This is a genomic window from Streptomyces sp. NPDC051684 (assembly GCF_044453445.1).
In the GTDB taxonomy this organism is placed as follows: domain Bacteria; phylum Actinomycetota; class Actinomycetes; order Streptomycetales; family Streptomycetaceae; genus Streptomyces.
The window spans coordinates 82490-106342 of sequence record NZ_JBITCS010000007.1 but is presented as its reverse complement, the minus strand read 5'-3'; the positions used below and the strand labels follow the sequence as shown (position 1 = coordinate 106342).

At 70.6% G+C, this 23853-nt stretch carries 17 protein-coding genes; 7 read left to right on the top strand and 10 right to left on the bottom strand.

Translation table 11 applies throughout. The annotated features are described in order from the left end of the window. Positions 1–786: 786 nt before the first annotated feature. The gene (locus ACIA8D_RS11030; protein ID WP_399230819.1) at positions 787–4104 is read right to left on the bottom strand and encodes a S8 family serine peptidase; all 3318 of its coding nucleotides are present in this window, start codon (positions 4102–4104) and stop codon (positions 787–789) included. A 214-nt stretch (positions 4105–4318) separates the two neighbouring features. Between ACIA8D_RS11030 and ACIA8D_RS11025 the strand changes: the two genes are divergently transcribed. Both ACIA8D_RS11025 and ACIA8D_RS11020 read left to right on the top strand, forming a co-directional pair. Continuing rightward, positions 4319–4768 carry an NUDIX hydrolase gene (locus ACIA8D_RS11025; RefSeq protein ID WP_399230817.1) on the top strand — a complete coding sequence of 150 codons (450 nt, stop codon included), beginning with the start codon at positions 4319–4321 and terminating at the stop codon, positions 4766–4768. 578 nt (positions 4769–5346) lie between these two features. Further along, positions 5347–7116, top strand: a complete 1770-nt coding sequence (locus ACIA8D_RS11020) for a TIGR03767 family metallophosphoesterase (RefSeq protein ID WP_399230816.1) — start codon at positions 5347–5349, stop codon at positions 7114–7116. 54 nt (positions 7117–7170) lie between these two features. On the opposite strand, the gene ACIA8D_RS11015 is transcribed toward ACIA8D_RS11020, so the two are convergent. Together ACIA8D_RS11015 and pepN are read right to left on the bottom strand one after the other, a co-directional pair. Beyond that, entirely contained in the window at positions 7171–8232 is a 1062-nt protein-coding gene (locus ACIA8D_RS11015) for a hypothetical protein (protein WP_399230815.1), read from the bottom strand. A 247-nt stretch (positions 8233–8479) separates the two neighbouring features. Then, entirely contained in the window at positions 8480–11098 is a 2619-nt protein-coding gene (gene pepN / locus ACIA8D_RS11010; protein ID WP_399230813.1) for an aminopeptidase N, read from the bottom strand. Between the two features lie 138 nt (positions 11099–11236). On the opposite strand from pepN, the gene ACIA8D_RS11005 reads away from it, so the two are divergent. Next, a complete protein-coding gene (locus ACIA8D_RS11005; protein WP_399230811.1) occupies positions 11237–11869 on the top strand; it encodes a DsbA family protein in 633 nt (210 codons plus the stop codon). 111 nt (positions 11870–11980) lie between these two features. On the opposite strand, the gene ACIA8D_RS11000 is transcribed toward ACIA8D_RS11005, so the two are convergent. The 4 genes from ACIA8D_RS11000 to ACIA8D_RS10985 all read right to left on the bottom strand — a co-directional run bounded on the left by ACIA8D_RS11000 (position 11981) and on the right by ACIA8D_RS10985 (position 16052). Beyond that, positions 11981–12202, bottom strand: coding sequence for a hypothetical protein (locus ACIA8D_RS11000; protein ID WP_399230809.1), 222 nt, complete (start codon positions 12200–12202; stop codon positions 11981–11983). A 138-nt stretch (positions 12203–12340) separates the two neighbouring features. Beyond that, entirely contained in the window at positions 12341–12982 is a 642-nt protein-coding gene (locus tag ACIA8D_RS10995; protein ID WP_399230808.1) for a superoxide dismutase, read from the bottom strand. Between the two features lie 131 nt (positions 12983–13113). Further along, entirely contained in the window at positions 13114–14529 is a 1416-nt protein-coding gene (locus tag ACIA8D_RS10990) for an amino acid permease (protein ID WP_399230807.1), read from the bottom strand. 167 nt (positions 14530–14696) lie between these two features. Further along, the gene (locus tag ACIA8D_RS10985; RefSeq protein WP_399230805.1) at positions 14697–16052 is read right to left on the bottom strand and encodes an amino acid permease; all 1356 of its coding nucleotides are present in this window, start codon (positions 16050–16052) and stop codon (positions 14697–14699) included. Between the two features lie 300 nt (positions 16053–16352). Between ACIA8D_RS10985 and ACIA8D_RS10980 the strand changes: the two genes are divergently transcribed. Next, the gene (locus ACIA8D_RS10980) at positions 16353–16934 is read left to right on the top strand and encodes a biotin transporter BioY (RefSeq protein WP_399230803.1); all 582 of its coding nucleotides are present in this window, start codon (positions 16353–16355) and stop codon (positions 16932–16934) included. Between the two features lie 26 nt (positions 16935–16960). On the opposite strand, the gene ACIA8D_RS10975 is transcribed toward ACIA8D_RS10980, so the two are convergent. Next, positions 16961–17719: an LPXTG cell wall anchor domain-containing protein gene (locus tag ACIA8D_RS10975; RefSeq protein WP_399230802.1), complete on the bottom strand. Its 759-nt coding sequence runs from the start codon at positions 17717–17719 to the stop codon at positions 16961–16963. Positions 17720–17903: 184 nt separating this feature from the next. On the opposite strand from ACIA8D_RS10975, the gene ACIA8D_RS10970 reads away from it, so the two are divergent. Continuing rightward, positions 17904–19412 carry a serine/threonine-protein kinase gene (locus tag ACIA8D_RS10970; RefSeq protein ID WP_399231061.1) on the top strand — a complete coding sequence of 503 codons (1509 nt, stop codon included), beginning with the start codon at positions 17904–17906 and terminating at the stop codon, positions 19410–19412. A 57-nt stretch (positions 19413–19469) separates the two neighbouring features. Here the strand turns inward: ACIA8D_RS10970 and ACIA8D_RS10965 are convergent, their stop codons facing one another. Beyond that, positions 19470–20888, bottom strand: a complete 1419-nt coding sequence (locus ACIA8D_RS10965; RefSeq protein ID WP_399230801.1) for an amino acid permease — start codon at positions 20886–20888, stop codon at positions 19470–19472. Between the two features lie 157 nt (positions 20889–21045). Between ACIA8D_RS10965 and ACIA8D_RS10960 the strand changes: the two genes are divergently transcribed. Both ACIA8D_RS10960 and ACIA8D_RS10955 read left to right on the top strand, forming a co-directional pair. Then, positions 21046–21534: a ribose-5-phosphate isomerase gene (locus ACIA8D_RS10960; RefSeq protein WP_399230799.1), complete on the top strand. Its 489-nt coding sequence runs from the start codon at positions 21046–21048 to the stop codon at positions 21532–21534. 160 nt (positions 21535–21694) lie between these two features. Beyond that, positions 21695–22510 (top strand): Fpg/Nei family DNA glycosylase, encoded by an 816-nt coding sequence (locus ACIA8D_RS10955; protein ID WP_399230796.1) that lies wholly within the window; start codon positions 21695–21697, stop codon positions 22508–22510. On the opposite strand, the gene ACIA8D_RS10950 is transcribed toward ACIA8D_RS10955, so the two are convergent. Continuing rightward, positions 22507–23739 carry a GNAT family N-acetyltransferase gene (locus ACIA8D_RS10950; protein WP_399230795.1) on the bottom strand — a complete coding sequence of 411 codons (1233 nt, stop codon included), beginning with the start codon at positions 23737–23739 and terminating at the stop codon, positions 22507–22509. The two genes, ACIA8D_RS10955 and ACIA8D_RS10950, sit on opposite strands and share 4 nt — an antisense overlap. Positions 23740–23853: the final 114 nt, after the last annotated feature.

The window sequence follows — 23853 nt, the reverse complement described above, 5'->3', positions numbered from 1 at the left end:
GTCGACCGCTGCGGGTGGGGGCCGTCCGCGCGGCAGGTTGCCCAAGCTGGTGCCGGCTGACCGTTTCGGGCGGGGAGCCGCCTGCCCGGCAGGTTGCCCAAGGATGTTGCGGCCTGTCGTCACGGGTGGGGAGCCGTCCCGGCGGCAGGTACCGGCACCCCGCGAGGCCGGGGTACCGGTGCGGGCCCACGTACCAGCCAGGCCCAGGTACCAGTGCTGCGCCCGTGCCCGCCCACCTCCCACCACCCGCCCCCTCCGGGGGCGTCGCCCCGGGCGTGGTGCCCGGCCTGCGCCGGCGCCTACCGGGAGGACTCCGGGGGTGGGTGGTGGGACATGAGCGGGGGCACGGGCCATCGCCTGTGGGTGGGCGGCCCGAACCAAGCCGCCACGGGTGGCCGGGCCGAATCAAGACGCCACGGACGGTCGGGCCGAATCAAGCGACCACGGGTGGGCGGGCACACCAAGCCTCGCGGACGGGCGGGCACACCAAGCCCCGCGGAGGGGTCGGCGCATCAGGCCCCGCGGACGGGTGGGCCATTTGAGTCCCGCTCCGGGACGAGGCGCGCGGGACGTGGGGCGGAGCCCCGATCGTCCTTGGAGCCCCGCCGGCGATTGAGGCGCGGGGGCCGGGGCAGAGCCCCGTGGCCGTAACGACGGTGCGGCTGGGGCGGACCCTCGTGCGTAACGGACGGTGCGGCAGCAGCGGAGCCCGCGGAGCGCCGAGACCGTGGACGCGGAGGGGCGGTCACCCGCAGGTGACCGCCCCGGATCAGGCCCAGCCGGAGGCTACGGCGTGACCTTCTCGATCTTGACGCTACCGACACCCGCGGCAACGCCCCGCTCGTTCAACAACCGCACCTGCCCGAAGAACTCCCGCCCCTCGGGCGCCGCAGCCGCCGCGACGACCTGCGCGGAGACGGCGGCCGACGCCCCCGTCGCCAACGACACCGGCTTCGACTCGTCGACCTTCACCGTGCCCAGCGAGGGCGCGAAGAAGACGTCGACGTAGTCGTACGCGGTCGACCCGGACGGCACCGAGTACCCGTCGACCTGCACCGTGTACGTACCGGCGGCCGGCTTCGCGACGCTCACGGACTCCTCGGAGTCCCCGTCGGCGGACTGCCCGACGACCTTGCCGTCCTTGTCGTAGACGGTGAGGTCGAGGTCGGCCGCCTGGTCGGAGACGTTGCCGATGGTCACGTCGAGCTTGTCGGCGCCCGCCGGCACCTCGACGGTCGACGACTGCGACGAGCCGTTGGCGATCGTCGGCCGCGTCGTCTTCGACGAGCCGAGCGCGCCGCCCTTCAGCTTGCCGCCGCTGATGGCCGCGAACTTGTTCGCCACCTTCCACGTGACGTCGGCGGGCGTGCCCACCTTCGCCTCGGGCAGCGTCTGCACCGCCGGGTCGAAGTCCGCGCCGAGCACGGCGACGTCCAGCGCGTACGGGTTGTCGAGCAGCGGCGACGTACGCCGCGCCTCGACCTCGATCTCCCACACGCCCGCCTGCGGCGCGTCGTACGAACGCAGGTCGGGACGGCAGCCGTTGCCCGTGCCGTCCCCGTAGTTCGGGTAGCAGTCGGGCGTCGACGTCGAATCGACCGGAACGCCGTACGGGTGGATGGAGATGAAGCGGGTCTGGCTCTTCGCCGCGAGACCGCCCATGCGCACCTCGAGGGACTTGGCACCCTCGGGCACCGTCACGAAGTACGACTTCGTGCTGTTGCGCTGCACCGAACCCTTCGCGGCGAAGGTGTACTTGACCGGCGAGGAGACGACGACGGTCGCCATGACCTGCTGGTCGACGCCCTCGGTCCGCGGGTCGTCGACGCGCAGGATCGCGCTGCGCAGCCCGGCGCCGGACGGCTTCGCCTGCACCTTCACGGTGACCGGCTTGTTCAGCGGCAGCGAGACGGTGCTCGACCCGACGACGGAGAACGTGCCACCGGAGTTGTTCTTCAGCGACAGCTTGTGCTTGACCGGCTTCGAGGAGCCCGACGTCCGCGTGACGGTGACGTCGTACGTCTTCTTGTGCCCGGCCTTGAGCCCGCCTTCGCGGTCGTAGATGCCGGTGCCGAAGCCCGGCGTCTGGAGCGCGTCGTCGATCGCGGTGTCGACGGGCGCCTTCACCGTGTACGTCTGGGTGCTCGGCCGGTGCTCGATCGAGTCCCACGCGTCGACGATGTCGATGAGGCCGGAGCCCTCCGCGTACGCCTGCTCGCCCGGGATGTGCTTCGCGGTCGAGGTGAGCGCGGTGCGCAGCTTCGCCGGGTTCAGCGACACCTTCTGCTGCTTGGCCGCCGAGATCAGCAGCGCGCTCGCGCCCGCCGCCTGCGGCGATGCCATCGAGGTGCCCTGGAGCATCGAGTAGCCGGCGGGAAGCGAGTAGCCGGCCTCGGCGACGGGCGAACCCGGCAGCCAGGTCTGGGTGGAGTTGATGGCGGCGCCGGGCGCCGAGATGATCGGCGCGAAACCGCCGTCCTCGCGCGGGCCGTGCGAGGAGAACGGCATCATCGCGTACGACTTCGCCACCTTGGAGCCGTAGTTGGCGGCCCAGGTGTCCTTCGAGATGGACGCGCCGACGGACAGCACCTTGTCGGCGAGTCCCGGGTCACCGATGGTGTTCGCGCCGGGCCCGGAGTTGCCCGCCGAGATCACCAGCTGTACGCCGTAGTCGTCGATGAGGCGCGTGTAGAGCAGCGCACGGGCGTTGGCGCCGTCGTTCAGCGCGGGCAGGCCGCCGATCGACATGTTGACGATGTCGACGCCGCGCTTCGTCACGAGGTCGATCATGCCCTCGGTGAGCGCGACGTTGGTGCAGCCGCCGGTCCAGGTGCAGGCCCGCGAGGAGACCAGCTTGGCGCCGGGCGCGGCACCGTTCATGTTCTTGTTGCCGAACAGCCCGTTGGCCGCGGTGATGCCCGCGACGTGCGTGCCGTGCTCGGACTCGATGACGCCGATGTTGACGAAGTCGGCCTTCTTGCCGATCCAGTCGCCGCCGTACGGGTCCATGGGGACGTCCTTGCGGACCTCGACGACGAACGGCTGGCGCTCGACGACGTCGGTGGACGGGTCGTCCTTGCCGAAGTAACCGACCTGGTGGCCGTCCTTGTACGGCTTCATCGGGGTGTCGTCGGTGAAGTCGCCGTTGTCGTTGAGGTCGACGATCACCGTCCCCTTGGCCGTGTCGTACAGGACACCCCACTTGTCGGTGGTGTCGCCGTCCCGGTTCGCGTCGCCCTTGGCGTCGCCGCCGGCCGTGACGGACTCCGCGAAGGTGCTGATCCCGTACGAGCCGGAGGCCGCCTTCCAGGTCCGGCCGCCGTACGTGAACGTGGGCCCGGACACCTGGGTGACCATCGGCCGCCACGTCGCGTCGCCGTCCACGATCGGGTCGGTCGCGGTGACCCAGTCGACGATCTTGCGCTCGCCGGTCGTGGTCTTCTGCAGCGCCGGGTGGCCGAGGTCGACGCCCGAGTCGAGGATGCCGATGGTGGTGCCGCGGCCGTCCGCCTTCGGGTGCTGCTTCACGAAGTCGACGGCGCCCGTCTCGAAGGACGGGTTGTACGGGTTCTTGGCCGGGGTGCTCCTGCCGGGCCCGCTGTACGAGCCGGTGGCCTTGGCGGCGGAGGCCTTCGCGCCCTTGGCGGTGTCGGCGGCCGGCGTCGGGTCGTCGAGCGCGATCTCCTGGCGCAGGTCGATGCCGTGCACGGTGTCGAGCTTCTCGGCGGACTTGATCGCGGCGTCGGCGCGGCCGGTCGGCACGGTCGCCCGTACGTAGCCGAGCTTGTCGTAGGTGCGGCCCACGGAGCCGCCCTTGACGGCGTCGAGGCGGCTCGCGACCTCTTCGGTCTTCCCGGGGGTGGTCGCGACCATCATGGTCACGTTCTTCTTGCCGTCGGCCTTGGCGTCGGCGAGGAGTTCGGCGTCGTGCGTGCCGAGCTTGTCGCTCGCGGACTTCGGGGTCGGGGCGGGGTCCGCGTCCGCGGCGAAGGCCATGGGTATCGGCCCGGTCGCGGTGAGCGCGGCCACGAGTCCCGCGGCCGCCGCGAGCCGGGCCGCGCGTCTCGCGCCGGATATGGGGGTGCGTTGGGGATCGGTGGTCATCAGCATCCCTGTACGTAAAAGGTGAAAGGAATCCGGATTTCGGTGCCGGATGACCGCTCAGCTTTACGTAAGTGACCACAGTTTGGGGAGAGTTGCCCGAGCCGGGAAGGCGCCATGGCGTACTTCCGCCATGCGCCATGCCGCCCAAATCGTGACGGGACCGGCAAGGCGCGTAACACCTGCACCGGCGGCCGGATGCCTCTAGCGTCAGGGGATGAACAAAGAGCTGAGGGTGGCGGCCTACGCGGTGTGCGTCCGGGAGGAGCGGGTGTTGCTGGCGCGGTGGGTCGCGGGGGACGGGAGCAAGCGGTGGACCCTGCCGGGTGGGGGCATGGATCACGGTGAGGACCCGTACGACACGGTGATCCGTGAGGTCGACGAGGAGACGGGGTACGTCGTCGATCCGGTCGCCCTGCTCGGTGTGCACTCCGTGCTGCGCCGCTATCCCCGCAAGCTCGGCAAGGTGGCGGATTTCCATGGGCTGCGGCTCGTCTACGAGGGGGCGATCACCGGTGGGGCGCTGCGGCACGAGGAGAACGGCTCCACGGACATGGCGGCCTGGCACGACCTCGCGGTGGTCCAGGACCTGCCGCGGGTGGAACTGGTCGACGTGGGCCTGACCTTGTGGCACTCCCGCCCGTCCTCGGGCCACGTCCCCGACTGACACCCACCCGGCCCCACGCCTCGGGGCTCCGCCCCGGACCCCGCTGCTCAATCGCCGCAGGGGCTTGATTTGCCCCCGCCTTGGGCAATCTGCCGCCTTGGGCGGCAGGGTGGGCAAGGCGGCCCCCGGTGCCGCGCAACGTGAACGACGGCCCCGGCCACGGCACGGGTTCAGCCCCACGTTCCCCGGAAGATGAACACCGCGTGACCGCCGGGGCGCCCCGGGCCCACCCTCGTGTGACGATGCGGCACCCCCACGACCGGCCTTAGGGCTTGTCGTTTGGATCAGGCCGGGCTCGCGGGGCCTGGCACGCACGCTCGCGGCGTTGTCGTCGGTCGACGACGCTCCGCGTCGCCTCCCTCCTCCGCCTTGCGATCGCACGCACCAGGCCCCGCTCCCTGATCCGGCCTGATCCAAACGACAAGCCCTAGATCCACGTACCGTGATCGGCGCTGCGCGTTGCGTCGCCGTTCACGCGCAGGTCATCCCCGCTGCCAACGATCCAGTACGGAAGGGCGGTTCGACCGGACCGGCCCGGCCGTCACTGTCGACGCGTTCGCACTCGGGGAGACCGCGCCATGCCGCGCATACGCTCTGTCACCAAAGCCGCCGCAGAGATCGACCGCCGCGCATTCCTGACCGCGACCGGCGCGGTGACCCTCTCTGCCGGAATCGGATACGCCCTCGGCCCCGCAGGCGAGACCCGCGCCGCCGCGCACCAGGCAGCCGCCGCCCCCGTACGGGCGATGTCCCGCAGGGCCCCGGCCGCCCCACTCGCCCCGTACACCCGCGGCACCACCCTCGCCGCGGTCGCGACCGCCACCGCGGGCTCCGGCTACCGGCGCCTGGGCGACGGCCCGGCCTGGGAGCGCGTCGTGCGCGCCGAGTTGGCCCCGGCCCGCTCCAGCCGCGAGGCCAAGCGGATGCCACTCGCCGCGTTCGTCCAGTTCACCGACCTCCACCTGGTCGACGTACAACACCCCCTGCGCTACGAGTACCTGAGGTCGCAGACGGCGAGCGCCTGGCGCCCGCAGGAGGCACTGAGCGTCGCGGGCGCCGTGGCGCTCGTCGAGCGCGTCAACGCGCTGCGCGGCGCCCCCGTCACCGCCTCGCCACTGCACTTCGTGATGACGACGGGCGACAACACCGACAACAACGCCCGCTCCGAACTCGACTGGTTCCTCAAGGCGATGAGCGGCGGCCGCATCAGCCCCAACACCGGCGACCCCCGCCACTACGAGGGCGTCCAGAACAGTGGGCTGCCGCTGTACTGGCAGCCGGACGCCGCCTTCCGGGACGCCGACAAGCGGGACCACGGCTTCCCCCGTATCCCCGGCTTCCTGGACGCCGCCGTCGCCGAACTGCGCAGCCCCGGCCTGAACCTCCCCTGGTACTCCACGGTCGGCAACCACGACTCCCTGCCCGGCGGCTGCTACGCGCCCGCGGACCCGTACTTCACCGAGTTCGCGGTCGGCGGCCGCAAGCTGATGGACCTCGACGCCGCCACCGGCAAGGCGATCTGGGACAACGTGCAGAACGGCGGCGACCCGAAGGGCAAGGCGTTCAAGGAGCTCCTCGTCTCGCACAAGCGGAAGATGCGCCGGGTGACGCCCGACGAGGCCCGCGCCCCGTTCACGCCGACCGAGTACGTCGCGGCCCACCTCGACCCCGCCCACCTGGGCCCGGGCCCACTCGGCCACGGCTACACCCAGGCCAACCTGGCCGACGCGACGCAGCACTACGCGTTCCGGATCTCCGACGACGTCCTCGGCATCAGCCTCGACACCACGGACCCGGCCGGCCACTACGAGGGCTCGATCGGCACCGCCCAACTGGACTGGCTGAAGCGCGAACTGAAGGCCGCCGAGCGGCGCGGCGACCACGTCCTCGTGTTCTCGCACCACACGTCCAAGACGATGCGCAACCTCCGCGAGGACCCGCACCACCCCGGCGAGAAGCGCCACGGCGGCGAGGAGCTGACCGCCCTGCTCGCGGCCCACCGGCCCGTCCTCGCCTGGGTGAACGGCCACAGCCACAAGAACGACATCACGCCCCATCCGGGAGTCGACGGCGGCACGGGCTTCTGGGAGGTCTCCACCGCCTCCCACGTCGACTTCCCGCAGCTCGCGCGCATCATCGAGGTCGCCGACAACCACGACGGCACGCTGTCCGTCTTCACGACGCTCATCGAGTCCTCGGCCCCGCACCGCACCGACTTCACGGACCTCACGCAGACCGGCCTGGCCGCCCTCTACCGCGAGCTCTCCTTCAACGCACCCGGCTCGCGCGCCACCCTCTCCGGCACCCCGGGCGACCGCAACACCGAACTCGTCCTCCGAAAGGGCTGAACCCGGCTCAACCCGCCCGAGCGGCCCGCCCGGCCCTCTCACCCGCCCGCCCGATCATCGGGGCAGGACCACGACGTACGCCGCCGGGTCCCGGTCCCCGGAGGCCATCAACGCGGTCCGCACGATGGCGGCCTGCTGCTCGGTCGACTCGCGCAGCTTCTTCGGGGTGATGTGCACGACCGTGATCCCGAGCCGCTCCAGGTGCTCGCGCTTGCGGGTGTACTCGCTCCACAGCGCGTCGCCCTCCTGCCGAGGGCCCTGCCGGGTCGCCCGGGTGTCCAGCTCCAGGGCGACGGCGTGGTCGGGCCAGAACGCGTCGACGCCGCCGAGATGCGGGCCGCCGGGCAGCCGCAGGTCCACGTTCCAGACGGGGTCGGGCAGCCCGTGCTCGCGCACCATCGCGTACAGCCGGTCCTCGGCGATGGTGCGCCCCTCGGCGAGCAGCGAGTCCACAGCGTCGACGACGTACGGCCTGGTCAGCAGCCGCGCCTGCGACAACTCCCGTACCACGACGGCCGGTTCGCAGTGCCCACCCCGTACGGCCTCGGTGAGCAACCGCCGCACGGTGCCCGCGTCGGACAGCTGGGCCACCGCGTCGGCGAGCGCCCGCGGCACGGGCACGACCGGAACTCCCTTCAGCTGTACGGGAGTCGGCAGGCCGGTGGTCCGGGTCAGCCGGGCGAAGGCGGTGGAACGCAGCCGGCGGGTGCGCGGGACGAGTACGTCGATGTGGTCGAGCGAGGCCAGCGGGGGAGCGGCGGAGAAGCCGTGCAGCGCGAGGGCGGCGAGCCCGGTGACCATGGTGTCGGCGTACGGCGCGCGGTCGGGCGTGTGCTGCGCGGGCACGCCGTCCGGGCGCCCGCGCCGCTCGGGGGCCCGCCCCGAGTACAGCAGCACGGCGTGCAGCCGCTCCTCGTCGCTGGGCGGGCCGGGGTGCAACAAGTACACACCTGGCAGCAGCTGTTGCCAGGCCCCACCGGCCCGGCACTGCTCGGACACGGCGGCGGCGCCGACACCGTGCGCCTTCAGCTGCGCGGCGCTCAGCAGCTGCCGCTGGTTCTGGGTGAGGTGGCGCAGGGGGCGGGGGGAGAGGGGAGCGGGGGTGTTCTGGTTCATGACCGGGCCATTCCCGCGCAGGAGCCTCCGGCTAACCGCTGTTACATCCTCGTAGGCAAACCCGGACAGGGCCGCCCTAAAGCTGCCTTCTCCATCTGCCGAAAACCCCAGGCGAACCCTGGGTTACGGCCCCAATTGCCAGAGTTCGGTAACACGCTCCACCAATTGAAGCCCCGCCGGCGATTGAGGCGCGGGGTCCGGGGCGGAGCCCCGAGGCCGCAACCCCGGGGTGCCGCCACCGCTCCGGCTACCGGGCGGCGCCCCCGTCACACGCCTGCCCCCGCAGCGCCCGCGCAAGGTCGTCCCGCGCCTCGAGCACAAGCCGCCGCAACGCCGGCGCCGCCTGCTCATGCCCGGAGAGCCACGCATCCGTGGCGGCCAACGTCGCCGACGAGTCCTGCAACCCGGGGAACAGCCCGCGCACCACATCCATCCCGATCTGAATCGACCGCTCCCCCCACACCCGCTCGATCGCCGCGAAGTACTTCTCCACGTACCCCGCGGTGAGCGCCCGCTGCGACGGCTGCTGGAACCCCGAAATCGTCGCCTCCACCAGCGCGTTGCTGAGCGCGTCCGACTCCACGACCTGCGCCCAGGCCTGCGCCTTCACGGCCTCCGAGGGCCGCGCCGCGAGGCACCGCACCTGGTGCCGCTTGCCGGAGGCGGTGTCGTCCCGCGCCAGCTCCGCCGCCAGCACGGACTCGTCGGCGGCCCCGTACGTCGCGAGGGTCTCAAGGAACGCCCACCGCAGCTCCTGGTCGACGTCGAGCCCGTCGATCTTCGCGCCGCCGCCGTTCGCGTCCAACAGCCCCTGGAGCAGCTGCAGATCGGCCTCGCTGGAGGCGACCGCGCCGAAGAACCGCGCCCACGTCAGCTGGTGCTGGCTGGCCGGCTCCGCGATCCGCAGCTCCTTGAGCGCGCCCTCGGCGAGCAGCCGCCCGCCGGTCTCGCGCCACTCGGGCGCCGCGTAGTGCACGAGCGCGGAACGCGCCCATGCGTGCAGCATCTGCAGCACGCCGATGTCGGACTCGCGCCCGGCGAAGCGCAGCACGAGGTCGATGAAGTCCCGCGCCGGCATCAACGCGTCCCGCGTCGCGTTCCACAGAGCCGACCAGCACAGGGCTCGCGCCATGGAGTATCCCCTGCCCGAAGAGCTTGGGGAAGGGTCGGAGATGTCCCCGAGCCGCTCCCGCAGCGTCGCCATCGATCCCTCGTCGAAGCGGATCTTGCAGTACGTGAGGTCGTCGTCGTTGACCAGGACCAGCTCGGGGGCCTCGGAACCGGCCAGCTCGCCGACGACCGTCCGCGGCCCGTCCACGTCCACCTCGGCGCGCGCGTACCGCTCGACCGCCCCGCCGGCCGTCCGCCGGTACAGGCCCACGGCCACGCGGTGCGGCCGCAGTTCGGGGTGGGAGGCGGCGGCCTCCTGCACGACAGCCAGCTCGGTGATCCGCCCTTCGGCGTTCAACGTGACCTGTGGCGTAAGGGAGTTGACGCCCGCGGTCTGCAACCAGGACCGCGACCAGGCCGCCAGATCGCGCCCGCTCGTCTCCTCCAGCGCGGAGAGCAGATCGCCAAGGTCGGTGTTCCCGTACGCGTGCCGCTTGAAGTACCGCCGCGCGCCTTCGAGGAACGCGTCCCGGCCCACGTACGCCACCAACTGCTTCAGTACGGACGCGCCCTTGGCGTACGTGATGCCGTCGAAGTTGAGCTTCGCGTCCTCCAGGTCCCGGATGTCCGCGGTAATGGGGTGCGTGCTCGGCAGCTGGTCCGCCCGGTACGCCCACGACTTCCGGTTGTTGGCGAAGGTGATCCAGCCGTCCGTGAACCGCGTCGCCTCCACCATCGAGAACGCGCCCATGAAGTCCGCGAAGGACTCCTTCAGCCACAGGTCGTCCCACCAGCGCATGGTGACGAGGTCGCCGAACCACATGTGGGCCATCTCGTGCAGGATCACGTTCGCGCGCCGCTCGTAGGACGCCTGCGTGACCTTGCCGCGGAAGATGAACTCCTCGCGGAACGTGACCATTCCGGGGTTCTCCATGGCGCCGAGGTTGTACTCGGGCACGAAGGCCTGGTCGTACTTCCCGAAGGGGTACGGGTAGTCGAAGCTGTCGTGGAAGAAGTCGAGGCCCTGCTTGGTCACCGTGAAGACGTCGTCGGCGTCGAAGTACGGGGCGAGCCCCTTGCGGCACATCGCGCCGAGCGGCACGACGAGCTTCGAACCGTCGTCGAAGGTCCGCTCGTAGGTGTCCGTCACGTAGTGGTACGGGCCGGCGACGACCGCCGTGATGTACGTCGAGATGGGCTTGGTCTCGGCGAACCGCCAGACACCGTCGACCAGTTCACCCACGCCGTTGGACCACGCGGTCCACCCCTCGGGCGCCTGCACGCTGAACCGGTAGGGGGCCTTCAGGTCCGGCTGCTCGAAGTTCGCGAACACCCGGCGCGCGTCGGCCGGCTCGTACTGCGTGTAGAGGTAGACCTCGCCGTCCTCGGGGTCGACGAAGCGGTGCATTCCCTCGCCGGTGCGCGAGTAGGCGCACTGGGCGTCGACCACCAGTTCGTTGTCCTCCGCCAGGCTCTCCAGCTGGATGCGGCTGCCGTCGAACACCGCCGCCGGGTCCAGGTCCTCGCCGTTCAGCGACACGGCCGTCACCGACGGCGAGATCAGGTCGACGAAGGTGGCCGCCCCCGCCTCGTTCGACCGGAACCGGATCGTGGTCACGGACCGGAAGGTTCGCGGCCCGTCACCGGCGAAGTCGCCGACCGCGGAGCGCAGGTCGAGCGCCACCTCGTACCCGTCGACGGACAGCAGCCCCGCCCGCTCGCGGGCTTCGTCGCGGGACAGATTCTCACCGGGCACGGCGGCACTCCTTTGTGACGTAACTGTTCAGCCGCCTACGATCCTCGCACGCGGCTCCGACACCGGACATCGGGGAATGGACCGGGCACGGACCGCGTTGCCGCAGCCGAGACCACCCGGTGAACCTTGAGGAGAACCATGTCCGAGAAGACCCCTGTCGACTTCTGGTTCGACCCCCTGTGCCCCTGGGCGTGGATGACCTCGCGCTGGGTCCTGGAGGTGGAGAAGGTCCGCGACATCAAGGTCCGCTGGCACCTGATGAGCCTCGCGGTGCTCAACGAGCCGCGCCTCGACGAGCTGCCGGAGGAGTATCAGGAGATGATGCGCACCCAGGCCTGGGGCCCGGTCCGCGTCGTCATCGCCGCCCAGCAGGAGCACGGCGCGGAGGTCCTCGGCGACCTCTACACGGCGCTCGGCACCCGTATCCACAACCGCGGCGAGGGCCCCACGAAGGAGGCCGTCGCGGGAGCCCTGGAGGAGGTCGGTCTGCCCGCCTCGCTCCTCGACCACTGGGACGGCACGAAGTACGAGGAGGAGCTCCGCGCCTCCCACAAGGAGGGCATCGACCTGGTCGGCCAGGACGTCGGCACGCCGGTCATCGCGGTGCCGGGCGCCGACGGCAACCAGATCGCCTTCTTCGGCCCCGTCGTCACCCCGGCGCCCAAGGGCGAGGAGGCGGCCAAGCTCTGGGACGGCACGCTCCTCGTCGCCTCGGTCCCGGGCTTCTACGAGATCAAGCGCACGCGCACGCAGGGCCCGATCTTCGACTAGGCCCCATTCGCGTTGACGCCCTCCTCCGCCTTGCAGCTGCACGCACCAGACCCCACTCGGGGAGCCGAACGGAGCGGCCTCCCGCATCCAGCCTGATCCAAACGACAAGCCCTAGCCCTCGCCGGGAGGCGGCAGGGTGTAGGTCTTGGCCGCCTGCCAGCGGTGCCGCAGGGTGCGGCAGCCCTTCTTGGTGCATTTCCAGTAGGAGTGGCTCTCCGCGCTCGTCAGCTCGGGCTCCTTCGTGCGGAGCCATTCCTCCTGGGTCTTCGTGAGGTGCGCGTGCTCCTCGTAGGAGCCGCACCCCGCGCAGCGCAGGTTTTGTGTGAACGCCATGCGCTTACGTTCCTCCGGAACCACCCATACCGACAGGCCCCCGCGAGTCACGTCCTCGCGGGGGCCCGTCCCTTTTCCGCCCGCCTGCGTGAAGGTTGAGAAGACGATCACGAGGCGGGACGCATTACGCGGTGCCGGTCACGGCACCAGCAGCAGGTTGTACGCCCGCTCCTTCGCGGCAGCGAACCGCTTGGCCACGTCCTGCCAGTTGACGACCCGCCACATCGCCTCGATGAAGTCGACCTTCTGGTTCTTGTACTGCAGGTAGAACGCGTGCTCCCAGGCGTCGAACACGAGGATCGGGGTCGAGCCCTGACCGACGTTGCCCTGGTGGTCGTAGATCTGCTCGACGATGAGCCGCCCGCTCACCGGCTCGTACGCGAGGACGCCCCAGCCGGAGCCCTGCGTGGTGGCCGCGGCCTTCGTCAGCTGGGCCTTGAAGCCGGCGAAGGAGCCGAAGGACTCCTTGAGCGCGTCCGCGAGATCGCCCACGCCGTCCGCCGCGAGCGGCTCGCCACCGCCGTCGCCGGACATGTTGTGCCAGTAGATGCTGTGCAGGATGTGGCCGGAGAGGTGGAAGGCCAGGTTCTTCTCCAGGCCGTTGATGGAGCCCCACGACTCCTTGTCACGGGCCTCGGCCAGCTGCTCCAGGGTGTCGTTCGCACCCTTCACGTACGCCGCGTGGTGCTTGTCGTGGTGCAGCTCGATGATCTGCGGGTTGATCACCGGCTCGAGCGCCGCGTAGTCGTACGGAAGCTCAGGAAGCGTGTACGTGGCCATGTCTCTCCGTGCCCTCCGACTGCTTATTGCAACTGTATTGCAAGTGCAGGCTAACAGCAGGAGTGTCGGACGCAACGAAAGGGCCCCCGGACCAAGTGGTCCGGGGGCCCTTCGGGTTGAACTCGGTGCGGCTACTTCTCCGCCAGCTTCTGTCGCGTGTACCCGACCGCCGCGAGGACGACCGCCAGGCCGCCCGAGAAGTACAGCTGGATCCGCGTGTCGTGCTCGCGGGCCATCAGGACGAAGACGGCGACCATGCCGACGAGCGCGATGATCGTCAGGTAGGGGTACGCCCACATCTTCACGACGAGCTTCTCCGGCGCCTCGCGCTCCAGCTTGCGGCGCAGCACCAGCTGCGAGACGGCGATGAAGAACCAGACGACGAGGATGATCGCGCCGATGGTGTTCAGGAGCCAGGCGAAGACGTCGTCCGGACGCCAGTAGCTGAGCAGCACGCACACGAAGCCGAAGACCGCCGACAGCAGGACGGCGACGCGCGGCACCCCGTTGGTGATCTTGCCGATGACCTTCGGGCCCATGCCGCGGGCGACCAGCGAACTGGCCATGCGCGAGGCGCCGTAGATGTTGGCGTTCATGGCGGAGAGCAGCGCGACGAGGATGACCACGTTCATGATCTGGCCGGCCGCGGGGACACCCAGGTAGTCGAGCGTGGCGACGTACGGACCCTTGGTCGGGATCTCCTTCGCGGTCCAGGGCAGCAGGACCACGACGACCGCCATCGAGCCGACGTAGAAGAGGGCGATGCGCCACATCGCGGTGCGGACCGCCTTCGCGACGCCCTGGATCGGGTGCTCGGACTCGGCGGCGGCGATCGTCACCGTCTCCAGGCCGCCGTACGCGAAGACCGAGGCGAGCAGGCCGACGATCAACCCCTCCGTGCCGTTCGGCAGGAAGCCGCCGTGGCCGGTGAGGTTGGACATGCCGGGGGCCTCGACGTCGGGCAGCACACCGAGGATCGCCAGGATTCCGATGACGAGGAAGAGGACGATCGCGCCGACCTTGAGCGCGGCGAACCAGAACTCGAACTCGCCGAAGTTCTTCACGGCCGACAGGTTCGTGACCGTGAACAGCAGCATGAAGAGGGCCACCCAGGCCCACTCCGGCACGCCGGGCACCCAGCCGTGCACGATGCCGGCCGCGCCGATGCCCTCCAGGCCGACGGCCACGCAGAGCAGGAACCAGAAGGACCAGCCCGCGGTGAAGCCCGCCCACGGTCCGATGCCCCGCTCGGCATGCACCGAGAAGGAGCCGGAGGCCGGGTAGGCGGCCGCCATCTCGCCCAGCATGCGCATCACGAGCATGACGAGCGCGCCGGATATCGCGTAGGCGAGGATGATCGACGGGCCCGCGGCGGCGATCGCGGTGCCGGAGCCCACGAAGAGGCCGGCGCCGATCACGCCGCCCAGCGCGATCATGGAAAGATGGCGCTGCTTGAGGCCGTGCGACAGCGACGGCTCGGCCGGCTCCTGTCCCTCCGGCCGCGCGTCCGCACTCTCTGCTGTGGACTGCGCTGAGTTCCCAGACATGGGTGTGCCCTGTTCAGTAGCGGTGACGGTCCTGGCGTAAACGGTGCGTAAAACTGCCACAGTCTCCGCGCACGGCCCGCTCACAGGGAATACGTTTCCGGTATACGGACACCACGCTCACACGCCGCGACGGTCATGTCGACGTACGGTGAAGGTGTGGGCACCGCTCAGGCACGCCGCGCGCGCAACTCCCGTACGCCCGCGACCGCGAGGACGAGCAGCGTCGCCCCGGTCGACCACATCAACTGCGGCCGCGCCGTGTCGTCGGTCAGCATCAGGCCGAAGACCACGGCCATCGCGACGATCGCCACCCACGTCAGGTAGGGGAACGCCCACATCCGCAACACGAGGCGCTCCGGGGCCTCCTGCTCGATGCGCCGCCGCAGCCGCAGCTGCGACACGGCGATCAGCGCCCAGACGAACAGCAGCACCGCGCCGACCGAGTTGAGCATGTAGAGGAAGATCGTGTCCGGCCACTCCAGGTTGAGCAGCACCGAGATGAACCCGAAGGCCACCGAGGCGAGGACCGCGCGCCGCGGCACTCCGCCGCCGCTCACCTTCAGCAGCGTCCTGGGCGCCTCGTCGCGCTCGGCCAGCGAGAAGATCATGCGCGAGGAGCCGTAGAGGTTGGCGTTCAGCGCGGACAGCAGCGCCACGAACACCACGATGTTCATGACCTGCGCCGCGGACGGCACACCGATCGAATCGAGCACGATGACGTACGGGCTGATCCCCGCCTTCTGCTCCGTCCAGGGCAGCACGGTCACGATGACCAGCATCGACCCGACGTAGAAGAACAGGATCCGGTACACCGCGCTGCGCACCGCGCGCGCCACCGAACGGGCCGGGTCCTCGGACTCGGCGGCCGCGATCGTGACGACCTCCAGGCCGCCGAACGCGAAGACCACCGCGAGGACTCCGGAGACGACGCCCTGCCAGCCGTGCGGCAGGAACCCGCCGTCCCCGGTCAGATGGGTGAGGCCGACCGGATCGGTGTCCGGCAGCAGTCCGAAGATCGCGAGGGTGCCGAGGATCAGGAACGCGACGATCGCGAAGACCTTGAGGGCCGCGAACCAGAACTCGAACTCGCCGAAGTTCTTCACCGCCGTCAGGTTGGCGGCGGTGAACACGACCATGAAGAGCAGCACCCAGGCCCACTGCGGGACGCCCGGCACCCAGCCGTTCGCGATCTGCGCGGCGCCCGTCGCCTCTACGGCGAGTACCACCACGAGCATGAACCAGTAGAGCCAGCCGACGCTGAACCCGGCCCACTTGCCGAGCGCGCGCTCCGCGTGCACCGAGAAGGAACCGGACGCGGGCATCGCGGCGGACATCTCGCCGAGCATCCGCATCACCAGCATCGCGAGCGCGCCCGCGATCAGGTACGAGACGACGATGCCGGGACCCGCGACCGCGATACCGGCGCCCGAGCCGACGAACAGGCCCGCGCCGATGACCCCGCCGAGGCCGAGCATCGTGAGGTGGCGCTGCTTCAGCCCGGCGGAGAGTGGTTCGTCTTGCATGGGGCTTCAGCCGATCTCGGATGTGCGGTCGCGCGGGTGTGCGCGGTTTGGCGGGAACCTACAGTCTCCCGTTCGGGCGGCCCCGCGTGCAAAACGGACTACCCCGCGGCCTCACCCAGTGACAAGCATCACCTTGTACGGGGTGTACGCGCCGTTGTTTGTTCAGAGCCCACCAACACGGCGTGGGCCCCTTTGTCGACCGGCGACCGTGATCGCCCCAACTCCCTTGGGATAGCGTCACAAAGTCCTGCACCTGTCCCTGCCCGACCGCAAGGTCCTCTCACTGAACGCGGAGTCCCCATGAGCACCGCCGCCGTTACGACCGCCCGTCCGGGCAAGGTCCTGGCCGACCTCCTCCCCGCCTCCCGTGCGAAGAACATCGCACTTGTCGTGGGCGGCGCCGCCCTCACCGGCATCGCCGCGCAGATCGCCATCCCGGTCCCCGGCTCGCCGGTGCCGGTGACCGGACAGACCTTCGCCGCGCTGCTCGTCGGCACCGCGCTCGGCGCCCGCCGCGGCTTCCTCGCGCTCGCCGTGTACGCGCTCGCGGGCATGGCCGGCGTGCCGTGGTTCGCGGAGGGCGGCTCCGGCATGGCGACGGCCTCGTTCGGCTACGTCATCGGCCTGATGCTGGCCTCGGCCGCCGTCGGCGCGCTCGCCCGGCGCGGCGGCGACCGCTCGATGCTGCGCACCGCGGGAACGTTCGTCCTCGGTGAGGCCATCGTCTACGCGGTCGGCGTGCCGTACCTGGCCCTGTCCACCGGCATGGGCCTCACGGCCGCGATCGCCGCGGGCCTCACGCCGTTCCTGCTCGGCGACGTCCTGAAGGCGGCCCTGGCGATGGGCGCGCTGCCCACCGCCTGGAAGCTCGCCGACAAGTAGTCGACAACCAGCCGACCAGTAAGCGCCTAACGCGCGCCCGGGTCGGTGCGGCGGGTCCACCACAGGCCCGCCCCGCCGGCCGCGAGCAGCGCGGCCCCGACCGCGCCAAGCGGCAGTGCGGCGTCACCGACGCCGGTCGAGGGCAGCGCCTCCTGATCGTTGCCGCCGCCCTTGTCCCCGGTGTCCCCGGCAGGGGCGGCCGGTTTGTTCTCCGTGCCGAGCAGCAGCGGAGTGACCGGCGCGTTGGGCGAGGGGCTCGTCGTGCCGAACGGCACCGGGCCCTGCTGCCAGAACGTCTTCTTCGTGTCCCCGCTCTGCACCGGCAGGCAGATCTTCCCGGTCTTGTCGAGATCGAATGTCGCGGCGACCTTGTACGACTTCGACTTTCCTGCCGCGAGATTCTCGATGGCGCAGGAGAATCCGCTGTTGGACCCCTTCGGCAGCTTGTTCTCCGGTATCGCTGTGCAGTTCGGCACATCCTTCACCACGAGCCCGTCGAATCCCACGACCGCCAGGATGACCGGACCGCTTCCCTTGCTTCCCTGATTGCCGACGGTCGCGACCAGATTCTGCGTCTGCCCGGTCGAGTTGTCGGCCGAGATCTTCTTCGGCAGCGTCGTGGTCAGCTGCACGCCCGAGGGTGCCGCGTCCACCGCCTTTCCGCCCTCTTCACTGCCCGGACCAGGCCCGTCGTCCGCGAGCGCGGCACTGGGCAGCGCCATGAACGCCGTCACGGCGGCCGCGCACAGCGACCCGGCGATTTTGATCTGACGTCGTGAACTCATGCTCGTCGTCCCCCTAGGTCTTTCCGCTTCCCCCAACCGCAGCCGAATTCGCGGCACTTGAAGAGGTACCACAAGATTTCTCCGCACTATGCTGGGGCGGCGCGAAGCGTCGAATTTGTGATTCTCTGTGTTTCGGGGGTGCAGTCGATTGCCTGGGAATGCGAGCGGAGGCGTCCAGGGATTACTGGTGGCGTCCCGCTACCGCCTGGACGAATCGATAGGCCAGGGCGGAATGGGACGCGTGTGGCGCGCGGTGGACGAAATGCTCGACCGCCGGGTCGCCGTCAAGGAAATGCGCATCGACGGGCTCGACCCCGAGGACGCCCGCACCCGCCGCGAGCGCACGCTGCGCGAGGCCCGCGCCACGGCCCGCATCGACCACCCCGGGGTGGTGCGCGTCTACGACGTCGTCGACGAGGACGAACGCCTGTGGATCGTCATGGAACTGGTCGACGGTCGCTCCCTGGAGCAGATCCTCGTCGAGGACGGACCGCTGTCCGCGGACGAGGTCGAGCGGATCGGGCTGAGTCTGGCCGGGGCGCTGCGCCAGGTGCACGCGGGCGGCGTGCTGCACCGGGACATCAAGCCCGGCAACGTACTGATCGAGCGCGTGGGACAGCGCCGCGTCATGCTCACCGACTTCGGCATCGCCGCGATCCAGGACGCCAAGGCGCTCACGATGGTCGGCATGCTGGTCGGCTCGCCCGATTACATGGCACCGGAGCGGGTCGCGGGCCGCCCGCAGGGCCCGCCGTCCGACCTGTGGTCCCTCGGGGCGACGCTCTGCGCGGCGCTCGGCGGCAGCTCACCGTTCTCCCGGGAGACGACCCTCGCGACCCTGCACGCGGTCCTGTACGAGGAGCCGCGGCTGCCGCCCGAGCCGGGCCGGCTGGGCCCGCTCCTCGCGGGCCTGCTGGCGAAGGAGCCGCAGGACCGCCCCGACATCGACACGGTGGCCGGGGCACTGACGCCCGCCGAGACCCCGAGGACCCCTGAGGCGCCGCCGCCCAGGACCCGCACCCTCGACATCGGCCTGCGCCGCCCGGAGCCCGCGCCCGAGCCGGTACCCGCGCGGCCCCGGCGGCCGAACCGCCGCAGGACGGCCCTGGTCGCCGCCGGGGGAGGAGCGCTGGCCGTGGGCCTCGCGGTGACCCTCGCCCTCACGCTGCCGAACGGGGACCCGCGGGCCGGCGGCTCGACACCGACGACGTCCCGCCCGCCCACCGTCGAGGGCACGTCCCGGCCGCCCACCGAGACCCTCCCCGCGGGCGCGCGGCGGGAGGCGGGGTACGCGTGGGTGCCGCCGAAGGGCTGGGAGCGGGTGGTGAAGACGGCGTCCGAGGTGCACTACACGTCACCGGACGGCACCCAGGAGCTCGTCGCCCAGTCGGCCCTCGCCAAGGACGACCTACTGGCCACGTGGCAGAAGTCCGAACGCGCGGCCCACCAGGGCCAGGACTACAAGAAGCTCCGCCTGACCCGCACCACGTTCCGCGGCCGCCCCGCGGTGGTCTGGGAGTACCTCTTCACCCTGAAGGGCGCCCGCTGGCACGCGGAACTCCTGGGCTTCGACCGCGGCAGCCGCTCCTACCAGGTGGGCACGTGGTACCGCCCGGAGACGGAGGGACGGGCGAAGGCGACGTACGAAAAGGTGAAATCGACGTTCACCACATTCAGCCGCGCCGGCGATTGAGGCGCGGGGTCCGGGGCAGCGCCCCGCGACGCCGACCCCGGACCCCGCAACGAAACGTCAGACCTTCTGCCGCTGAACCTTCTCGCGCACGAGCGCAACCCCAACGACGAACGCCGCAACGAGCAGGGAAAGCAGAACCTGCTCCCGCCCCGCGTCATCCGTCAGCATGTACACCAGCACGAACGAGATCATCGCGATCGTCGCCCACGTCAGATACGGGAACAGCCACATCTTGACGACGAGCTTCTCCGGCTGGTCCCGGAGGATCATCCCGCGCATCTTCAGCTGCGTGAAGCAGATGACGAGCCACACGAACAGCGCGACGGCTCCGGAGGAGTTCAGCAGGAAGTTGAAGACGGTGTCCGGCCACTGGTAGTTGAACCAGACGGCGAGGAACCCGAACACGACGGAGCCGAGGATCGCGACCCGCGGCACACCGCGCGACGTGGTCTTCGCGAACGCCTTCGGCGCGTCACCGCGCTGCCCGAGCGAGAAGGCCATGCGGGAAGCGGTGTAGAGCCCGGAGTTCAGGCACGACAGGACGGCCGTGAGCACGATGACGTCCATGACCTGCCCGGCGTGCGGGATGCCGATGGAGTTCAGGGCCGCGACGTACGAGCCCTCCGAGACGATCGACGGGTCGTTCCACGGCAACAGCGTGAGGACGACGAAGATCGAGCCCAGGTAGAAGATGCCGATGCGCCAGATCACGGAGTTCGTGGCCCGGGTGACGGCCTTCTGCGGGTCCTCGGACTCACCGGCGGCGAGCGTGACGATCTCGGAGCCCATGAAGGAGAACACGACCATCAGGACACCGGTGAGGATCGCGCCGGGCCCCTTCGGGAAGAAGCCACCGGAATCGGTGAGGTGCCCGAGCCCGGAGCCCGGGTTGTCGGAGCCCGGCAGCAGCCCGAAGACGGCGAGCAGGCCCACGATCACGAACGCCGCGATCGCGACGACCTTGATCCCGGCGAACCAGAACTCGAACTCTCCGTACGAGCCGACGGCCGCCAGGTTCACGACGGTGAGCACGACCATCACGATCAGTGCCCAGCCCCACTGGGGCACGCCCGGTATCCAGCCGTTGAGGATCTTAGCGCCTGCGGTCGCCTCCACGGCGAGCACCACGACCCAGAAGAACCAGTACAGCCAGCCGATGGAGAAGCCGGCCCAGCGGCCGAGCGCCTGGTCGGCGTAGGCGGAGAAGGAACCGGAGGAGGGCCGTGCGGCGGCCATCTCGCCCAGCATCCGCATCACGAAGACGACCATCGCGCCGACGAGGGCGTACGAGATCAGGATGGCGGGCCCGGCGGCGGCGATGCCGGAGCCGGAGCCGACGAAGAGTCCGGCGCCGATCACACCACCGATGGCGATCATGGACAGGTGCCGGTTCTTCAGCCCTGCCTTGAGCTCGCCGTCGCCGGTGGGCGGCGTCCCGGACGTGGCCCCGGAGGTGGGGGGCGACTGCGTGGTCATGCACGGTCCTTACGTTCGGAGTAAACGTGCGTTCGCATTCAACGCACCGACGTGCCCGAGCGGAAGCTTTGAGTCCGGATCGTTGTCAAGGTCACGACCGGCGGCGCCGGGTACCCGGACGCGGCTACCCGGCCCGCGTCGTGCCACACTCGGACCCATGCGCGTGTACCTCGGCTCGGATCATGCCGGCTACGAACTCAAGAACCACCTGGTCGAATGGCTCAAGGCCCATGGCCACGAGCCCGTCGACTGCGGGCCCCACATCTACGACGCCCAGGACGACTACCCGCCGTTCTGCCTCCGCGCCGCGGAGCGGACGGCGGCGGACCCCGACGCCCTCGGCATCGTGATCGGCGGCTCCGGCAACGGCGAGCAGATCGCCGCGAACAAGGTGAAGGGCGTCCGTGCGGCCCTCGCCTGGAGCGAGCAGACCGCTGCGCTCGGCCGTGAGCACAACAACGCGAACGTGATCTCCATCGGTGGGCGGATGCACACGGAGGAGGAGGCGACGAAGTTCGTCGAGATCTTCCTGGCGACGCCGTACTCCAACGAGGAGCGCCACCAGCGCCGCATCGACATGCTGTCGGCCTACGAGACGTCGGGCGTCCTCCCGGCCATCCCGGCCCACCACCCGCAGCAGGACTAGCCCACCAGGGGTTGCGCTCCCGGGGCTCCGCCCCGGACCCCGCTGCTCAATCGCCGCAGGGGCTTGATCTGGTCGACCGCCTCAAGCCCGCCGGCGATTGAGGCGCGGGGTCCGGGGCGGAGCCCCGAGGCGTCAACCACGGATACCCGAAAGGAACGGCGTGCCCGAAGGTCACACGATCCACCGGCTCGCCAAGGACCACGCCGAGAAGTTCGCCGGCCGCAAGACCACGGTGAGCAGCCCGCAGGGCAAGTTCTCCGACGCCGCAGCGCTCCTCACCGGTCAAAAGCTCACCCGCACCGAGGCCCACGGCAAACACCTCTTCCTCGGCTTCGGCGACGACGACGCCTGGATCCACATCCACCTCGGCCTCTTCGGCAAGTACACCTTCGGCGCCACCCCCGCCCCGCCCCCCACGGACACCGTCCGCCTGCGCCTGGCGAACGCCACCCACTACGCGGACCTCCGCGGCCCCACCACCTGCGCGCTCATCACGGACGCCGAGAAGCAGGCGATACACGACCGCCTCGGCCCCGACCCGTTGCGCCCCGACGAGGACCCGACCCGGGCCCACGACCGCATCTCCCGCAGCCGCACCACCATCGCCGCGCTCCTCATGGATCAGAAGGTGATCTCGGGCGTCGGCAACGTCTACCGCGCCGAGGTCCTCTTCCGGCACGGCATCGACCCGTACACCCCGGGAAGGAACCTGACGCCCGCCCAACTAGCGGCCGTCTGGGACGACTTGGTCGCGCTCATGCACGACGGCGTCCGCGCCAACCGCATCGACACCGTCCGCCCCGAGCACACCCCCGAGGCGATGAACCGCCCGCCGCGCGTCGACGACCACGGCGGCGAGGTCTACGTCTACCGGCGCGCACCCCAGCCCTGCCACCTGTGCGGCACCGAGATCCGCACGGCGGAACTGGCGGCCCGCAACCTCTTCTGGTGCCCGACCTGTCAACCGGCCCGTTAGAACCCGTGCTGCAACCACGGCGCGAGCGCCGAGCCGAACGCCACCGACGCCTCCGCGAGCGCCCCCGGCCGCAGCTCCCGCACCCGCCCGGCCCCCGCGAGTTCGAGCAGTGACGCGTCACCGAGGTAGGCAGCGCCCAACTCCCGTACAGACAGGGCGAGATCGGCCGGCTCCTCGGTCCGCTTGCAGGACGCGCCGCCCTTCGCGTCACCCGTGAGCCGCCAACGCCCCTCGTTCCAGGGGCAGAAGGCGTCCCGCACCTCGAACACGGCGTCCACGGGCGTCAGATACGTACGTGCTTCGAGCGCCTCGCCGACCTCCACCAGGCGTACGTGCATCGAGTCGCGCACCCGTACGTGGCACCGCCGGATGTCGGAGACCAGCGAGAACAGCGGATCGTCCACCGGCAGGTTGTCGCACTCCACGGTCTCCGTCAGGTCGATGGAGCACAGGAACCGCCACAGCGCCGCGTACGCCGCGGGCTCGACCGCGGTCACCTCGCGTACCAGGACGGTGCTCTGATCCAGCCCGTGCGCGGACTCCGGCTTCACGTGGAAACGTGCGAACCCAACGGCCTCCCCGCCGAGTTCGGCGACGACGCACTGGAGCGGCGACGCCCCGCCCCGCTCCCGCTCCGGGTCGAGCAGCGCAAGCCGCTCCCAGCCGGGCAGCCGCCCGAGCATCCCGGGCCGCGTCCCCATGGTCCGCAGATACGCGGCCTCGCAGCGCTCCGCGGCCTGCGCCGGGTCCACGTACCGAAGTCGCAGGTCATCGGCCCCGGCGGGTGCGTCGATGTGCACCCGGCGTGCCTCGATGCGCACCGTCGCCTTGCGGGTCCCGGTCCCGTAGCCGAACCGCCCGTAGATCACGGGCTCGGACGCCGTGAGCACCGCGAGGGGCTCGCCCCACCCTCGTACGTCATCGAGTTGACGGCGCATCATCTCGGTCAGGATGCCCCGCCTGCGGTGCGTCGCGGCGACGCTGACCATGGTCACGCCCGCCGCTGCCACGAAGGCCCCGCCGGGCACCGAGACGCGGAACGGGAAGCTGCCCGCCGTGCCCACGCACTCGTCCCCGTCCCAGACCCCGAGCGAGCGGTCCACGGCGGTCAGCTCCTGGTAGAGCCCGCGCTCCTCGGGCGCCTCGCCCACTCCGCCGAAGGCCCGCTCCAGCTTCCCGTACCAGTGGTCCCACTCGCTGTCCCGCAACGTGCGCAGATCGGTCGCCATACGCCATCCCTACCAGGGCGGGCAGCGACGGGCGAGGGAATTTCCCTCTCGTACCGGGGCTGACGGGCGTGCCCGGAAAGGGGGACAAGTGGGACCTCCCGTGCACAGCACCGG

Coding starts and splice junctions, on each gene's coding strand:
- ACIA8D_RS11030 (WP_399230819.1), bottom strand. CDS start 4,104: ATGACCACCGATCCCCAACGCACCCCCATATCCGGCGCGAGACGCGCG.
- ACIA8D_RS11025 (WP_399230817.1), top strand. CDS start 4,319: ATGAACAAAGAGCTGAGGGTGGCGGCCTACGCGGTGTGCGTCCGGGAG.
- ACIA8D_RS11020 (WP_399230816.1), top strand. CDS start 5,347: ATGCCGCGCATACGCTCTGTCACCAAAGCCGCCGCAGAGATCGACCGC.
- ACIA8D_RS11015 (WP_399230815.1), bottom strand. CDS start 8,232: ATGAACCAGAACACCCCCGCTCCCCTCTCCCCCCGCCCCCTGCGCCAC.
- ACIA8D_RS11005 (WP_399230811.1), top strand. CDS start 11,237: ATGTCCGAGAAGACCCCTGTCGACTTCTGGTTCGACCCCCTGTGCCCC.
- ACIA8D_RS11000 (WP_399230809.1), bottom strand. CDS start 12,202: ATGGCGTTCACACAAAACCTGCGCTGCGCGGGGTGCGGCTCCTACGAG.
- ACIA8D_RS10995 (WP_399230808.1), bottom strand. CDS start 12,982: ATGGCCACGTACACGCTTCCTGAGCTTCCGTACGACTACGCGGCGCTC.
- ACIA8D_RS10990 (WP_399230807.1), bottom strand. CDS start 14,529: ATGTCTGGGAACTCAGCGCAGTCCACAGCAGAGAGTGCGGACGCGCGG.
- ACIA8D_RS10985 (WP_399230805.1), bottom strand. CDS start 16,052: ATGCAAGACGAACCACTCTCCGCCGGGCTGAAGCAGCGCCACCTCACG.
- ACIA8D_RS10980 (WP_399230803.1), top strand. CDS start 16,353: ATGAGCACCGCCGCCGTTACGACCGCCCGTCCGGGCAAGGTCCTGGCC.
- ACIA8D_RS10975 (WP_399230802.1), bottom strand. CDS start 17,719: ATGAGTTCACGACGTCAGATCAAAATCGCCGGGTCGCTGTGCGCGGCC.
- ACIA8D_RS10965 (WP_399230801.1), bottom strand. CDS start 20,888: ATGACCACGCAGTCGCCCCCCACCTCCGGGGCCACGTCCGGGACGCCG.
- ACIA8D_RS10960 (WP_399230799.1), top strand. CDS start 21,046: ATGCGCGTGTACCTCGGCTCGGATCATGCCGGCTACGAACTCAAGAAC.
- ACIA8D_RS10950 (WP_399230795.1), bottom strand. CDS start 23,739: ATGGCGACCGATCTGCGCACGTTGCGGGACAGCGAGTGGGACCACTGG.